This window comes from Burkholderia sp. FERM BP-3421 (assembly GCF_028657905.1).
Lineage (GTDB): Bacteria > Pseudomonadota > Gammaproteobacteria > Burkholderiales > Burkholderiaceae > Burkholderia.
Genome location: NZ_CP117782.1, coordinates 891,162 through 906,028, shown reverse-complemented (window position 1 = coordinate 906,028; position 14,867 = coordinate 891,162). Strand labels below are relative to the sequence as shown.

At 68.7% G+C, this 14,867-nt stretch carries 10 protein-coding genes; 6 read left to right on the top strand and 4 right to left on the bottom strand.

What is annotated here, in order from left to right; all coding sequences use genetic code 11:
* Nucleotides 1-12: 12 nt before the first annotated feature.
* On the bottom strand, nucleotides 13-2,097 hold the full coding sequence (locus Bsp3421_RS20045) for a 3-hydroxyacyl-CoA dehydrogenase NAD-binding domain-containing protein (protein ID WP_274002663.1): 2,085 nt from the start codon (nucleotides 2,095-2,097) through the stop codon (nucleotides 13-15).
* 199 nt (nucleotides 2,098-2,296) lie between these two features.
* Entirely contained in the window at nucleotides 2,297-3,940 is a 1,644-nt protein-coding gene (locus Bsp3421_RS20040; RefSeq protein WP_274002661.1) for a 3-(methylthio)propionyl-CoA ligase, read from the bottom strand.
* Nucleotides 3,941-4,056: 116 nt separating this feature from the next.
* Here Bsp3421_RS20040 and Bsp3421_RS20035 point away from each other — a divergent pair, with 116 nt between their 5' ends.
* From Bsp3421_RS20035 to Bsp3421_RS20015, 5 genes are all read left to right on the top strand, one after another.
* Nucleotides 4,057-5,622, top strand: coding sequence for a protein adenylyltransferase SelO (locus Bsp3421_RS20035; protein WP_274002659.1), 1,566 nt, complete (start codon nucleotides 4,057-4,059; stop codon nucleotides 5,620-5,622).
* Nucleotides 5,623-5,673: 51 nt separating this feature from the next.
* The gene (gene msrB / locus Bsp3421_RS20030; RefSeq protein ID WP_274002658.1) at nucleotides 5,674-6,105 is read left to right on the top strand and encodes a peptide-methionine (R)-S-oxide reductase MsrB; all 432 of its coding nucleotides are present in this window, start codon (nucleotides 5,674-5,676) and stop codon (nucleotides 6,103-6,105) included.
* Nucleotides 6,106-6,183: 78 nt separating this feature from the next.
* Complete coding sequence (locus tag Bsp3421_RS20025) at nucleotides 6,184-6,714, top strand: septation protein A (RefSeq protein WP_274002657.1); 531 nt, start codon at nucleotides 6,184-6,186, stop codon at nucleotides 6,712-6,714.
* 1 nt (nucleotide 6,715) lies between these two features.
* Nucleotides 6,716-7,024 (top strand): BolA family protein, encoded by a 309-nt coding sequence (locus Bsp3421_RS20020; RefSeq protein WP_274002655.1) that lies wholly within the window; start codon nucleotides 6,716-6,718, stop codon nucleotides 7,022-7,024.
* Between the two features lie 27 nt (nucleotides 7,025-7,051).
* On the top strand, nucleotides 7,052-7,831 hold the full coding sequence (locus Bsp3421_RS20015; protein WP_252984654.1) for a peptidylprolyl isomerase: 780 nt from the start codon (nucleotides 7,052-7,054) through the stop codon (nucleotides 7,829-7,831).
* Nucleotides 7,832-7,896: 65 nt separating this feature from the next.
* On the opposite strand, the gene Bsp3421_RS20010 is transcribed toward Bsp3421_RS20015, so the two are convergent.
* Both Bsp3421_RS20010 and purL read right to left on the bottom strand, forming a co-directional pair.
* Nucleotides 7,897-9,117, bottom strand: coding sequence for an ISL3 family transposase (locus Bsp3421_RS20010; RefSeq protein ID WP_273998400.1), 1,221 nt, complete (start codon nucleotides 9,115-9,117; stop codon nucleotides 7,897-7,899).
* A 138-nt stretch (nucleotides 9,118-9,255) separates the two neighbouring features.
* Complete coding sequence (gene purL, locus Bsp3421_RS20005; RefSeq protein ID WP_274002654.1) at nucleotides 9,256-13,323, bottom strand: phosphoribosylformylglycinamidine synthase; 4,068 nt, start codon at nucleotides 13,321-13,323, stop codon at nucleotides 9,256-9,258.
* Nucleotides 13,324-13,553: 230 nt separating this feature from the next.
* Between purL and Bsp3421_RS20000 the strand changes: the two genes are divergently transcribed.
* On the top strand, nucleotides 13,554-14,858 hold the full coding sequence (locus Bsp3421_RS20000; RefSeq protein ID WP_274002652.1) for an FAD-dependent oxidoreductase: 1,305 nt from the start codon (nucleotides 13,554-13,556) through the stop codon (nucleotides 14,856-14,858).
* The last annotated feature ends 9 nt before the right edge of the window (nucleotides 14,859-14,867 follow it).

Below are 14,867 nucleotides of genomic sequence, written 5' to 3'. Positions count from 1 at the left end.
CGCGCGGCCGCGTCAGGCGTTGAAACCGCGCCCGTCCTGCGCGAGCGCGGCGATCGACGGCGCGATCCGCCACGCGTCGCCGTTCGGGGCCGCCGCGTAGCGGCGGATCGCCCGCTCGACGTTGTAGAGGCCGACCGTGTCCGCGTACAGCATCGGGCCGCCGCGCCACAGCGGAAAGCCGTAGCCGGTCAGGTACACCATGTCGATGTCGGAGGCCTTCGACGCGATCTTCTCCTCGAGGATCTTCGCGCCCTCGTTGACGAGCGCATAGACGAGCCGCTCGACGATCTCGTCGTCGCCGATGCGGCGCCGCTCGACGCCGCGCTCCTTCGAATAGCCGACCACCAGCTCGTCGACGAGCGCCGACGGTTTCGCCTGGCGCGCGCCCGGCACGTAGTCGTACCAGCCCGCGCCGGTCTTCTGCCCGAAGCGGCCCAGCTCGCACAGGCGATCCGCGATCTTCGAGTACTGGAAATCCGGCTGCTCGACATAGCGGCGCTTGCGGATCGCCCAGCCGATGTCGTTGCCGGCCAGGTCACTCATCCGGAACGGCCCCATCGCGAAACCGAACTTCTCGATCGCGCGGTCGACCTGCGCCGGCAGCGCGCCCTCCTCCAGCATGAACAGCGCCTGCCGCAGATACTGCTCGATCATCCGGTTGCCGATGAAGCCGTCGCACACGCCCGACACCACGGCGGTCTTGCGGATCTTCTTGGCGAGCTGCATCACGGTGGCGAGCACGTCCTTCGCGGTCGCGTCGCCGCGCACCACCTCCAGCAGCTTCATCACGTTCGCCGGGCTGAAGAAGTGCAGCCCGATCACGTCCTGCGGCCGCTTCGTGAACGCGGCGATCTTGTTGACGTCGAGCGTCGAGGTGTTCGAGGCGAGGATCGCGCCCGGCTTCGCGACTTCGTCGAGCCGGCGGAACACCTGTTCCTTCACGCCCAGCTCCTCGAACACCGCCTCGATGATCAGGTCCGCCTGCGCGAGATCCGCATACGACAGCGTCGGCCGGATCAGCGCGAGCCGCGCGTCGCGCTTCGCCTCGGTCAGCTTGCCCTTCTGCACCTGCGCGTCGTAGTTGCGGCGGATCGTCGCGAGCCCGCGGTCGAGCGCCTCCTGGCTGGTTTCGAGCAGCGTGACCGGCAGCCCCGCGTTGAGGAAATTCATCGTGATGCCGCCGCCCATCGTGCCGGCGCCGATCACCGCGACCGTCTCGATCGCGCGCGTCGGCGTGGCCGCCGACACGTCGGGGATCTTCGCGGCCGCGCGCTCGCCGAAGAACGCGTGGCGCAGCGCGCGGCTCTCGGGCGTCATGATCAGCGCGAGGAAGCCTGCCCGTTCCGCCGCGAGCCCCTTGTCGAAACCGAGCTGCACGCCGGCCTCGATCGCGTCGATGCAGCGGTGCGGTGCCGGGAAATGTGGCGCGGCGGCTTTCGCGCTGTTGCGCGCGAACTGGATGAAACCGGCCGCGTTGTCGTGCACGATCGGCCGGTCGCGCACGCGCGGATGCGGCCCGACCACCGCGCCGACCTTGCGCGCGAACGCGAGCGCGGCGGCCGCGAGATCACCTTCCGCGAGTTCGTCGAACAGGCCGCTTTTCGCGAGCTGCTCGGACGGCACCGGCGCGCCCGACACGATCATGTTGAGCGCGGTTTCGAGGCCGACCGCGCGCGGCAGGCGCTGGGTGCCGCCCGCGCCCGGCAGGAGGCCGAGCTTGACCTCGGGCAGCGCGATCTGCGCGCCGCCCGCCGCGATCCGGTAGTGCGCGGCGAGCGCGAGTTCGAGGCCGCCGCCCATCACCACGCTGTGCAGCGCGGCCACCACGGGCTTCGGGCTCGACTCCACCGCGTCGATCACGGTGTGCAGCGTCGGCTCCTGGAGCACCTTCGGCGTGTTGAATTCGGTGATGTCCGCGCCGCCCGAGAAGGCCCGGCCCGCGCCCGTCAGCACGATCGCGGCCACCGCCGGATCGCGCTGCGCGCGTTCGAGCCCCTCCATGACGCCGAGCCGGGTCGACAGGCCGAGCCCGTTGACGGGCGGATTGTCGAGCGTGATGACGGCGACGCCGTCGCGAGTCGTGTAGTCCACTGCCATCTGTCTGCCTCCATGCGGTTGCGCGCGCCGTGGCAGCGCGCCTGCTATGCGGCGATCGTGCGTCCATGAGCGGCCGGGGGCGCCGCTCGCGGCCAAGCGCCGCGCGTCGGAATACAGGAGGCAGGATACATCAAAAAAGAACGATCGTTCAATTCACCTCGGGCTGTCCATCGCGTCCCGGGGCGGACCGCCGCCGGGCCTAGGCGGCGCCCTGTGTCGTCGGCAGCACGTGGTCGCGGAAGCGCTCGCGCAGCTTGAGCTTCTGCAGCTTGCCGGTGGCGGTATGCGGCAGCTCGTCGACGAATACGACGTCGTCGGGAACCCACCATTTCGCGACCTTGCCGTCGAAGAACGCGAGCAGCTCCTCGCGCGACACCGTCGCGCCCGGCCGCGGCACCACGACCAGCAAAGGCCGCTCGGTCCACTTCGGATGCGCGCACGCGATGCACGCGGCCTCGGCCACGGCGGGGTGCGCGATCGCGACGTTCTCCAGGTCGATCGAGCTGATCCACTCGCCGCCCGACTTGATCACGTCCTTGCTGCGGTCGGTGATCTGCAGGAAGCCGTCCGCGTCGATGGTCGCGACGTCGCCGGTCGGGAACCAGCCGTCGACGAGCGGCGACGCATCCACCCCGAAATAGCGGTCGATCACCCACGGCCCGCGCACCTGCAGCTCGCCGAACGCGACGCCGTCGTGCGGCAGCTCGCGGCCCGCGTCGTCGACGATCCGCATGTCGATGCCGTAGATCACCCGCCCCTGCTTCTCCAGCAGACGCCGCTGCGCCTCGCGCGGCCGCTGCGACTGCGCCCAGTCGAGCGTCGCGAGCGTGCCGAGCGGCGACAGTTCGGTCATCCCCCACGCGTGGATCACGCGGACGCCGTATTCGTCCTGGAACGTGTTCAGCATCGCGGGCGGGCACGCGGAGCCGCCGATCACCGTGCGATCGAGCGACGAAAAGCGCACGCCGGCCTCGCGCATGTAGTTGAGCAGGCCGAGCCACACCGTCGGCACGCCCGCCGAGTAGGTCACGCGCTCCCCCTCGATCAGCGCGTACAGCGACTTGCCGTCGAGATCCTTGCCCGGGAACACGAGCTTGCTGCCCGCGAGCGGGCAGGCATACGGCAGCCCCCACGCATTCACGTGGAACATCGGCACGACCGGCATCACCGCGTCGCGCGCCGACAGCGCCATCGCGTTGGGCAGCGCCGCGCCCCACGCGTGCAGCACGGTCGAGCGGTGCGAGTACAGCGCGCCCTTCGGATTGCCGGTCGTGCCCGAGGTGTAGCAGAGCCCGACCGCCTGCCGCTCGTCGAGCAGCGGCCACGCGTAGTCGCCGTCCTCGGCCGCGAGCAGCGTTTCGTAGCAGAGGAAAGGGGTCGCCCCGCCCGGCAGGTGCGCGGCGTCGGTCAGCGCGATCCAGCCTTCCACCTGCGGGCACTGCGGCGCGAGCGCGTCGACCAGCGGCGCGAAGTTGAGATCGAACAGCACGTAGCGATCGGCCGCGTGGTTGATGATGTAGGCGATCTGCTCGGGAAACAGGCGCGGGTTGATCGTGTGGCAGACCGCGCCCATCCCGCCGACGCCGTAATAGGCTTCGAGGTGCCGGTAGCCGTTCCAGGCCAGCGTTCCAATCCGGTCGCCCTGGCCCGCGCCGAGGCGGGTCAGCGCCTGGGCGAGCTGTTTGGAACGCCGTTCGCAGTCGCGATAGGTATAGCGGTGCAGGTCGCCCTCGATGCGCCGCGACACGATCTCGACGTCGCCCGCGTGGCGCGCGGCGTGCGCGATCAGCGACGACACCAGCAGCGGCATTTCCATCATCTGGCCCAGCAACGGCTTGCCCATCGTCTTGTTCTCCCAGGAGGATCCGGCGAATCGGTCGGCTGCATGCGGCGCGCCGCGCGGCCAAGCAGCCCGCGCGGCGCGGAATTACAATATCGGCTTACTTTCATATGATCAACATGTCGTTTTCCAGAAGCGAGGCCGCGCTGTCGGCCACCCTCCCCGATCTCGCCGCGTCGCTCGCGGCGCCGCGCGACGACGCGTTCCTCGCGCTCGGCGCCGAGTTCCTGACGCGCCTGCCCGCCGCACCGCTGCCCGCGCCCTACGTGGTCGGCTTCTCCGACGACGCCGCGCGCATGCTCGGGCTCGACCCCGCGGTGTGCCGCGACCCCGGCTTCGCCGAGCTGTTCTGCGGCAACCCGACGCGCGCCTGGCCCGCCGCGTCGCAGCCGTACGCGACCGTCTACTCGGGCCACCAGTTCGGCGTCTGGGCGGGGCAGCTCGGCGACGGCCGGGCGATCGGGCTCGGCGAGATCGGGCACGACGGCCGCCGCTACGAGCTGCAGCTCAAGGGGGCGGGCCGCACCCCGTACTCGCGGATGGGCGACGGCCGCGCGGTGCTGCGTTCGTCGATCCGCGAATTCCTCGGTTCGGAGGCGCTGCACCATCTCGGCATCCCGACGACCCGCGCGCTGACCGTGATCGGCTCCGACCATCCCGTGGCGCGCGAGGAAATCGAGACCGCGGCGGTGGTCACGCGGGTCGCGGAGAGCTTCGTGCGCTTCGGGCATTTCGAGCACTTCTTCTCGAACGACCGCCCCGACCTGCTGCGCGCGCTCGCCGACCACGTGATCGCGCGCTTCTACCCGGCCTGCCGAGACGCCGACGACCCGTACCTCGCGCTGCTCGACGCGGTGATGCAGCGCACGGCCGCGCTGGTCGCGCAGTGGCAGGCGGTCGGCTTCTGCCACGGCGTGCTGAACACCGACAACATGTCGATTCTCGGCGTCACGCTCGACTACGGCCCGTTCGGCTTCATCGACGCGTTCGACGCGAACCACATCTGCAACCACTCCGATTCGCAGGGCCGCTACGCGTACCGGATGCAGCCGCGCATCGCGCACTGGAACTGCTTCTGCCTCGCGCAGGCGCTGCTGCCGCTGATCGGCCTGCAGCACGACGCATCGGACGAGGACGCGCGCGCCGAGCGCGCGGTCGACGACGCGCAGGCCGTGCTCGCCCGCTTCCCGGAACACTTCGGCCCCGCGCTAGAACGCGCGATGCGCGCCAAGCTCGGGCTCGAACACGCGCACGACGACGACGCCGCGCTCTCGAACCAGCTGCTCGAGGTGATGCACGCGGGCCGCGCCGATTTCACGCTGACGTTCCGCCGGCTCGCGCATGTGTCGAAGCACGACCCGCATGCCGATGCGGCGGTGCGCGACCTGTTCATCGACCGCGAGGCGTTCGACCAGTGGGCCGGGCGCTACCGCGCGCGCCTCGCGCTCGAAACGCGCGACGACGCGGCGCGCGCCGCCGCGATGAACCGCGTGAACCCGAAGTACGTGCTGCGCAACCATCTCGCGGAGACGGCGATCCGCCGCGCGCAGGAACGCGATTTCTCGGAACTCGAGCGCCTCGCCCAGGTGCTGAGCCGCCCGTTCGACGAACAGCCGGAATACGACGCGTATGCCGCGCTGCCGCCGGACTGGGCCGGCTCGCTCGCGGTGAGCTGCTCGTCGTGACCCCGGGGCGCGCGCTCGCGCGCCCAGCCCCTTCCCCAGGAGAGACGAACCATGTCCCATGATCGAGACGACCAGGCCTACCCCTACCAGAAGGACGACGCCGAGCTGCGCCGCCGGCTCACGCCGATGCAGTACGAGGTGACCCAGCACGCGGCCACCGAGCGCGCGTTCACGGGCGAATACACGGATACCGAAGACACGGGCATCTACCATTGCGTCGTCTGCGGCACCGCGCTGTTCGAATCCGGCGCGAAGTACCACTCGGGCTGCGGCTGGCCCAGCTACTTCAAGCCGCTCGACGGCGAGGTGATCGAGGAAAAGATGGACCACACGCACGGCATGACGCGCGTCGAGGTGCGCTGCAACCAGTGCGGCGCGCATCTGGGCCACGTCTTCGAGGACGGCCCGCGCGACAAGACCGGCCTGCGTTACTGTATTAACTCGGCTGCGTTAAACTTCGAGCCTCAACCCGGGCAGAAGTAAGCGGGCGGCAACCGCCCGCGCGCGGGGTCCCTACAACGGTGGCGGGCCGCCCAGGCCCGTCACGCAGCTGCGATCGCCATGAAATTTCTGTTCGACCTGTTCCCGATCATCCTGTTTTTCGCCGCCTTCAAGCTATGGGGCATCTTCACGGCCACCGCCGTCGCGATTGTCGCCACGCTCGCCCAGGTCGCCTGGGTGGCGTTCCGCCACAAGAAAGTCGACACGATGCTGTGGGTGAGCCTCGGCGTGATCGTCGTGTTCGGCGGCGCGACCCTCGTGCTGCATGACGAGAAATTCATTCAATGGAAACCCACGGTGCTTTACTGGCTTTTCGCGGTCGGCCTGCTCGCCGCCCGCTATGCATTCAACAAGAACCTGATCGAGAAAATGATGGGCAAGCAGCTCACGCTGCCGCACCCGGTATGGGACAAGCTCAACCTCGCCTGGGCGCTGTTCTTCGCCGTGCTCGGCGTCGCCAACCTGTACGTGGTGCACAACTTCACCGAATCGCAGTGGGTCAACTTCAAGCTGTTCGGCACGACGGGCGCGATGATCGTGTTCATCATCCTGCAGAGCCTGTGGCTCGCGAAATACCTGAAGGAAGAATGACATGAGCGATGCTTTCCTGAACGCCTCTCCCGCCGAACGGATCGCGCTGATCGAGGCGCGCCTCGCGGCCGCGCTCGCGCCCGCCTCGCTCGACGTGCGCGACGACAGCGCGCAGCACGCGGGCCACGCGGGGGCCGCCGCGGGCGGCCATTACACGGTAACGATCGTGTCCGCCGCGTTCGCCGGCAAGGCGCGCGTCGCACGCCATCGGCTGGTGTATGATGCGCTCGCCGAGGCAATGCAGCGCGGTATTCACGCGCTCGCGATCGTTGCTTACACCCCCGAAGAATTCAACGTGTCTTCTCATTAAGTCAAATCGTCTCATTAGGAATCCCCGATGATCCTGAAATCCCCCCGCCTGTGGGCCCTGGTGGCCGCTCTCGCAGCCGCTCCGGCTTTCGCCCAGAACATCGCCGTGGTCAACGGCACGCCGATTCCGAAATCGCGCGCCGACGCGATGGTCGCGCAGCTCGTCCAGCAAGGTCAGCAGGACTCGCCGCAGCTGCAGCAGGCCGTGCGCCAGGAACTCGTCAACCGCGAGATCCTGATGCAGGAAGCGATCCGGGAAGGGATCCCGACCCGCGCCGACGTGAAGGCGCAGATCGTCGTCGCGCAGCAGACCGCCGTGCTGCGCGCGATGATCGAGGATTTCCTGAAGAAGAACCAGCCGACCGACGCCGAGGTGAAGGCGCGCTACGACGACCTCGTGAAAGGCGCGGGCGGCCGTGAGTATCACCTGCACCACATCCTCGTCGACAACGAGCAGCAGGCGAAGGACCTGATCGCGAAGATCAAGGCCGGCGCGAAGTTCGAGGACCTCGCGAAGCAATATTCGAAGGATCCGGGCTCCGCGAAAAACGGCGGCGACCTCGACTGGTCCGATCCGAAGGCCTACGTGCCCGAGTTCGCCTCGGCCGCGCAGCAGCTGCAGAAAGGCCAGATGACCAATACACCGGTGAAGACCCAGTTCGGCTGGCACATCATCCGCGTCGACGACATCCGCAGCATCGCGCCGCCGCCGCTCGAGCAGGTCAAGCAGCAGATCGCGCAGCAACTGGTCCAGCAGAAGCTGCAGTCGTTCGAGGAAGGTCTGCGCCAGAAAGCGAAGGTCGAGTAAGACCGCACCCGTCCGCGTTCGCGCGGACAGCAAAAAGCCGCTCCCCGGAGCGGCTTTTTTTTGGTTCATCGCGGATTACCGGGGAAGGCAGCGCGGATCTTGAGGAAGAAGTATTCCTCATCCCGGTAGCCGTAGGCCCGACGCTTGATGACCTTGATGGTGTTGTTGATGCCTTCGACGACGCTGGTATTGAGCGGGTGTTTGCAGCGAGCCAGAATGCCGTGCCAGTAGCTTTGCAGGCGTTCAGCGAACAGTTTGAGCGGCGTAATGCCGCTCTGCTGAGCCTGCCTGATCCATTGTCCCCATGCCTTCTGAGCCCAGGCGGGTCTCTGGTAGAACCAGAGTCGCTTGAGTTCATCGCGTAGCAGATAGACGCACAGCAACGGCTGGTTGGCTTCCAGCAGTTCATTCAGATGTACCGCCTGATCTGCCCGCAAGTTCTGGCGATTGCGCAGCAGCAGCCAGCGGCTCGACTTCAGTACTTTGCGCGCAGGACGGTCATGCCGAAGCTGATTGGCCTGATCGACTCGTACCCGGTCAATGACTTCACGTCCGTACTTGGCCACCACGTGGAACAAGTCATAGACGACTTCCGCCTGCGGGCAGTTCGCCTTGATTTCCAGCTCATAGGCGGTCGTCATATCGATGGCGACCGCCTCGATGCGCTCGGCAACGCCTTCGGGAAGCTGCTCGAAGAAGGCTCGGGCGGTTTCGCGTGAGCGGCCCTGGCCGATCCATAGCACTTGCCGGCTGATCGGCTCAACAACCACGGTGGCATAGCGATGGCCCTTGTGGAGCGCAAACTCGTCCATGGCCAGATACCGCACCTGTTCCCAATCCGGCTCAACAATGCTGGCTTGCAAACTGGCTTTGTCGATCGATTTGACAGTGTGCCAATTCAGACCATAGAACGCAGCAACAGCCTGTACGCTGGCGGACTTCAGCAAGATCTCGCAGGCCTTGGCAAAGCGGGCAGTGACCCGTTGGTAACGCCCCAGCCAATCCAGCCTCTCCAACCGAGGGCCGCCGCAGTGGTCGCACCAGACTCGTCGGCGCGGCACATGGAGCACCACCCGGTATTCAAATAAGGGCAGATCCCGCACCCGCCGAACGGTCGTCTCGTGAATCTGCTGGCACCGTTTGCCGCATTGCTCGCAGACCATCACTTTGCTGACCGGCTTGAGATACAGCGACAGGGTTCGGCTTGCCTCCGACGGCCATTCCACTCGCTCAACCCGGTAGCCCGTCCAGCATCCCAATGCCTGTAGTGCTTTGCGATCCAGCAATTTGGCCTCCAACGCCCGTTTCCACTGGCGTCAGATTACCAACTGCACCCAAAGCTTCCACGGTTTCCCGCGATGAACCTTTTTTTTATTGGCCTGCGCGGGCCGCCGCCGCACGCGGCGACAGCGACGGCATGGACATCAGCCGAGCCAGCGACGCGCGTTGCGGAACACGCGCAGCCACGGGCTCGCCTCGCTCCAGTCGTCCGGGTGCCAGCTCATCTGCAACGTGCGATGCACGCGCTCCATGTGCGGCATCAGCACCGTGAAACGGCCGTCCGCGGTCGTCACCGAGGTCATCCCGTCCGGCGAACCGTTCGGGTTGAACGGATACGCCTCGGTCGCCGCGCCGCGATGGTCGACATAGCGCATCGCGACCGCGACGCGGCTCGCGTCGCCCTGCTGCGAGAAGTCCGCATAGCCTTCGCCGTGCGCAACCGCGACCGGGATCCGCGAGCCTTCCATGCCCGCGAAGAAGATCGACGGCGACGGCTGCACCTCGACCAGCGACAACCGCGCCTCGAACTGCTCGGACTTGTTGCGCGTGAACTTCGGCCAGGCTTCCGCGCCCGGAATCATCGACGCGATGCTCGACAGCATCTGACAGCCGTTGCAAATGCCGAGCGCGAAGGTGTCCTGGCGCGCGAAGAAGGCCGCGAACATGTCCGCCAGCTGCGGATTGAAGCGGATCGTCTTCGCCCAGCCCTCGCCCGCGCCCAGCACGTCGCCGTACGAGAAGCCGCCGCAGGCGACCGCGCCCGCGAAGTCCGCCAGCGTCGCGCGGCCGGCGAGCAGGTCGCTCATGTGCACGTCGTGCGCGTCGAAGCCCGCGCGATCGAACGCGTAGGCGGTTTCCAGATGCGAATTGACGCCCTGCTCGCGCAGGATCGCGACGCGCGGCCGCGCGCCCGTGGCGATGAACGGCGCGGCGATGTCCTCTTGCGCGTCGAACGTCAGCACCGGCGACAGGCCCGGATCCGCGGTGTCGAGCAGCGTGTCGTATTCGGCGTCCGCGCAGGCCGGGTTGTCGCGCAGGCGCGCGATGCGCCAGCTGACCTCGCCCCACGCGCGATGCAGCTCGGCGCGCGGCGCGTCGTAGATCTTCCTGGCGTCGCGGAACACTTCGATCGCGTCGCGCTCGTTCACGCTGCCGATCACGTGCGAGCAGGTCGACAGCCCGTGCTCGCGCAGCACCGCGAGCACCGCGTCGCGTTCCGCCGCGCGCACCTGCACCACCGCGCCGAGTTCCTCGGCAAACAGCGCGCGCAGCGTGCGGTCGTCGCGCCGGCCGCTGGTCTGCTTCGCCCAGTCCTTCGCATCGCCGTAGTCCGACGCGTGATCGGCGTCGAGCGTGAGCATGTCGACGTTGAGCGACACGCCCGCGTGGCCGGCGAACGCCATCTCGCACACGGTCGCCCACAGCCCGCCGTCCGAGCGGTCGTGGTAGGCGAGCAGCCTGCCCTGCGCGTTGAGCGCCTGGACCGCCGTGAAGAAGCGCTTCAGGTCTTCCGCGTCGTCGACGTCCGGCGTGTCGTTGCCGACCTGCTGCGTGACCTGCGCGAAGATGCTGCCGCCCAGCCGGTTGCGGCCGCGGCCGAGGTCGATCAGGATCAGCACGCTGTCGCCCGCGTCGGCGACGCGGCGCAGTTGCGGCGTCAGGTGGCGGCGCACGTCCTCGACCGGCGCGAACGCCGAGATGATCAGCGACACCGGCGCGACCACTTCCTTCGCGACGCCCGCCTCGTCCCACTTGGTCTTCATCGACAGGGAATCCTTGCCGACCGGGATGCCGATCCCGAGCGCCGGGCACAGCTCCATGCCGATCGCCTTCACCGTGTCGAACAGCGCGGCGTCCTCGCCCGCGGTGCCGCACGCGGCCATCCAGTTGGCCGACAGCTTCAGCTTGTCCAGCGACGCGATCGGCGCCGCCGCGATGTTCGTGATGGCCTCGCCGACCGCCATGCGGCCCGACGCCGGCGCGTCGATCACGGCAAGCGGCGTGCGCTCGGCCATCGTCATCGCCTCGCCGTGGAAACCGGCGTAGTCCATCGCGGTGATCGCGCAGTCCGCGACCGGCACCTGCCACGGGCCGACCAGCTGGTCGCGCACCGAGGTGCCGCCGACCGTGCGGTCGCCGATCGTGATCAGGAACGACTTGCTCGCGACGGTCGGGTGACGCAGCACGCTCGCGGCGACGTCGGCGAGCGCGATGCCCGTGACCTCGACCGGCGCGCGCTCGACCGCGACGCGCGTCACGTCGCGGTGCATGCGCGGCGGCTTGCCGAGCAGCACTTCCATCGGCATGTCGACCGGGTACGCATGCGCGCCCTGCGCATCGTCGTCGACGAGCTGCAGCTGGCGCACGTCGGTCGCGACGCCCACCACCGCGAACGGGCAGCGCTCGCGCACGCAGATCGCCTCGAAGCGCGCCAGGTCGGCCGGCGCGATCGCCAGCACGTAGCGCTCCTGCGCCTCGTTCGACCAGATCTCGCGCGGCGACAGGCCGCTCTCCTCGAGCTGCACCTTGCGCAGTTCGAAGCGCGCGCCCTTGTCGGCGCCGTCGACGAGCTCGGGGAACGCGTTCGACAGGCCGCCCGCGCCAACGTCGTGGATGCTCAGGATCGGGTTCGTGTCGCCGAGCTGCCAGCAGCCGTTGATCACTTCCTGCGCGCGCCGCTCGATTTCCGGGTTGCCGCGCTGCACCGAATCGAAGTCCAGCTCGGCCGTGTTCGCGCCCGTCGCCATCGAGCTGGCCGCGCTGCCGCCCATGCCGATCCGCATCCCCGGGCCGCCGATCTGGATCAACAGCGAGCCGGCCGGCAGGTCGTGCTTGTGGGTGTGCTGATCGGAGATGTTGCCGATGCCGCCCGCGATCATGATCGGCTTGTGATAGCCGCGCCTCTGGCCGCCGACGTTCTGCTCGTACACGCGGAAATAGCCGCCGAGGTTCGGGCGGCCGAATTCATTGTTGAACGCGGCGCCGCCGAGCGGGCCGTCGATCATGATCTGCAGCGGCGACGCGATGCGGTCCGGGCGGCCGTACTGGCCGTGGGCCGCGTCCGGATTGCGCCCGGCCGGCGGCTGCGCGGCGTCGCGGTCGTTTTCCCAGCCTTCGCGCGCGCCCGGCAGATCGAGGTTCGACACCGTGAAGCCGACGAGGCCCGCCTTCGGGCGCGCGCCGCGCCCCGTCGCACCCTCGTCGCGGATTTCGCCGCCCGCGCCGGTCGCGGCGCCCGGGAACGGCGAGATCGCGGTCGGGTGGTTGTGCGTCTCCACCTTCATCAGCGTGTGGCTCATCTCGGTGTGGCGGCCATAGCGCTCGGCCGGACCGTTCTGCGACGCGCCGCGCGGGAACCAGCGCTCGGCCTGCGCGCCCACCATGATCGAGGAGTTGTCCGAATAGGCGACGATCGTGCCCTGCGGGTTCAGCTTCTCGGTGTTGCGGATCATCTGGAACAGCGACAGGTCCTGCGCGTCGCCGTCGATCGTCCACTGCGCGTTGAAAATCTTGTGGCGGCAGTGCTCGCTGTTCGCCTGCGCGAACATCATCAGTTCGACGTCGGTCGGGTTGCGCTCGAGCTTGCGGAACGCGTCGACCAGGTAGTCGATCTCGTCGGCGGCGAGCGCAAGGCCCAGTTCGGCGTTGGCCGCTTCGAGCGCGGCGTGCCCGCTGCCCAGCACGTCGACCGTCGCGAGCGGCTTCGCGGGCAGTTCGTCGAACAGGTGGCGCGCGTCGTCGCGCGCCGCGATCGCGTTTTCCGTCATGCGGTCGTGCAGCGCCGCGATCACCGCGACGCGCGCCTCGGCGGACAGCGCCTTCTTGCCGCCGACGCCGAGCAGGCCGCTCTTGAGCGTGACCGTGAACTCGATGCCGCGCTCGATGCGGCGCACCCGCGACAGCCCGCAGTGCAGCGCGATGTCGGTCGCCTTGCTCGCCCACGGCGACACCGTGCCGAACCGCGGCACCACCACGAAGGTCTCGGTCGCCCCGCGCTCGGCCGCCGGTTCGAACGGCGCGCCGTAGTGCATCAGCGCCTCGACGCGGGCCGCGTCGTCGGCCGGCAGCGGCTCATGCGCATTGACGAAGTGCAGGAACTGACCGCGGATCGCGACGATATCGCCGTCGATTTGCTTGAGCGTGTCGAGCAGGCGGGTTTGACGGAAATCGGAAAGGGCCGAAGCGCCGGGAAAACACGAGAAGTGAGCCATGGGCTGGACTGACGTCGATGAGTCGCGCAAGCTGGCGACGTGGGGCGAAAAGAAGACCGCAATTATACCCGGAAGTGCCGCCCTCCAGACCCGCTTCGCGACGGTGCGCGACCCCGCCCGCGCCGTCGGCGGCGACATTTGGCGCTATCATGCGCGCTTCACCGGGTCGTTCGCGGCCCGCCTCGAAGCTTACCCATCGGGCCGCATGCGCGCCCGTCATCGAATCAAGCATGGATGTCATCGTCATTGGCGGCGGGATCGGCGGCGTCGCCACCGCCTATCAGTTACGCGCGGCCGGCCATCGCGTGTGCGTCGTCGACCGTCACGCGACGGTCGCGCAGGGCGCCACCTACGGCCACGGCGGCGCACTGCTGCCGACGCCGCTCGACGTCTGGTTCGGGCCGACCTTCATGCGGCAGCGCCGCCCGCTGAAGAGCGGCATCGTCTACAAGCCCGGCCTGAACGGCCCGCTGCGGCGCTTCGTGCGCCGCCTCGGCGAATTCAACGAGCCGGACGCGTTCGCCGCCCATTACGCGAAGCTGCGGCCGCTCGTCGACGCGTCGCGCGACGCGATCGCGGACATCGAGGCCCGTTTCCAGCTCGACTTCGAACAGAAGAGCGGCGTTCTGCACGTGGTGCGCGACGCGCGCGAATGGACGCACGCGCAGCCCGTGCTCGAGCTGCTGCGCACGCTCGGGATGCCGCACCAGGTGCTGAGCCCCGAGGAATGCGCGGCGCTCGAACCCTCGATGCCGCTCGATCCGCCGTTCGCGGGCGGCGTGCTGTTCGAGGGCGAGCGCACCGCGAACTGCCCCCTTTTCGTGAAACTGGTCAAGCAGGTGCTCGACGAACACGACGTGCAGTTCCGGCTCGGCCGCGCCGTCACCGCGATCCGCACCGACACGGCCCGCGCGGCCGTCGAACTCGCGCCCGAGCCCGGCGACCCGCGCGCCACGCGCGGCAAGGAGGTCGACGTGATCTCGGCCGACGCGATCGTGGTCGCCGCGGGCGTCGGCAGCCTCGCGCTGCTCGAAAGGCTCGGCGTGCATCTGCCGCTCCATCCGGTGCGGCTGCACACGCTGACCGCGCCGATCGCCTACGAGGAACACGCGCCGCGCCTCGCGATCGTCGATTCGATCAAGCGCATCACGATGACGCGCATGAGCCAGCGGCTCAGGATCGGCGGCGGCGCGGTGCTGCAAAGCATGAAGGACACGAGCCGCCCGCTCGCCGAACCGCTGTCGGAAGCGGCGCTCGCGCTGCTCGGCCAGGCCACCCACGACTGGATCCCCGGCGCGGCGCGGATCTCCGCCGCGCGCGCGTGGCAAGGCATCCGGCTGCTGTCGCCGGACGGGTTGCCGGTCGTGGGTCCGACCCCGCATCCACGCGTGTACGTGAACCTGGGCCACGGCCCCGCCGGCTGGGGGCTCGCATGCGGCTCTGCTAAAGTGGTGGCGGATTATCTCGGCGGCGACGCGCACCGCGTGCCGGCCGAGACGCTCGCCGCGCTTCGCGTGGAACGCTTCGCCGCCTGACGCCGGGCG

What these genes read in the sequence shown, in the direction of transcription:
- Bsp3421_RS20045 (WP_274002663.1), bottom strand. Translation starts at nt 2,097, where the DNA reads ATGGCAGTGGACTACACGACTCGCGACGGCGTCGCCGTCATCACGCTC.
- Bsp3421_RS20040 (WP_274002661.1), bottom strand. Translation starts at nt 3,940, where the DNA reads ATGGGCAAGCCGTTGCTGGGCCAGATGATGGAAATGCCGCTGCTGGTG.
- Bsp3421_RS20035 (WP_274002659.1), top strand. Translation starts at nt 4,057, where the DNA reads ATGTCGTTTTCCAGAAGCGAGGCCGCGCTGTCGGCCACCCTCCCCGAT.
- msrB (WP_274002658.1), top strand. Translation starts at nt 5,674, where the DNA reads ATGTCCCATGATCGAGACGACCAGGCCTACCCCTACCAGAAGGACGAC.
- Bsp3421_RS20025 (WP_274002657.1), top strand. Translation starts at nt 6,184, where the DNA reads ATGAAATTTCTGTTCGACCTGTTCCCGATCATCCTGTTTTTCGCCGCC.
- Bsp3421_RS20020 (WP_274002655.1), top strand. Translation starts at nt 6,716, where the DNA reads ATGAGCGATGCTTTCCTGAACGCCTCTCCCGCCGAACGGATCGCGCTG.
- Bsp3421_RS20015 (WP_252984654.1), top strand. Translation starts at nt 7,052, where the DNA reads ATGATCCTGAAATCCCCCCGCCTGTGGGCCCTGGTGGCCGCTCTCGCA.
- purL (WP_274002654.1), bottom strand. Translation starts at nt 13,323, where the DNA reads ATGGCTCACTTCTCGTGTTTTCCCGGCGCTTCGGCCCTTTCCGATTTC.
- Bsp3421_RS20000 (WP_274002652.1), top strand. Translation starts at nt 13,554, where the DNA reads ATGGATGTCATCGTCATTGGCGGCGGGATCGGCGGCGTCGCCACCGCC.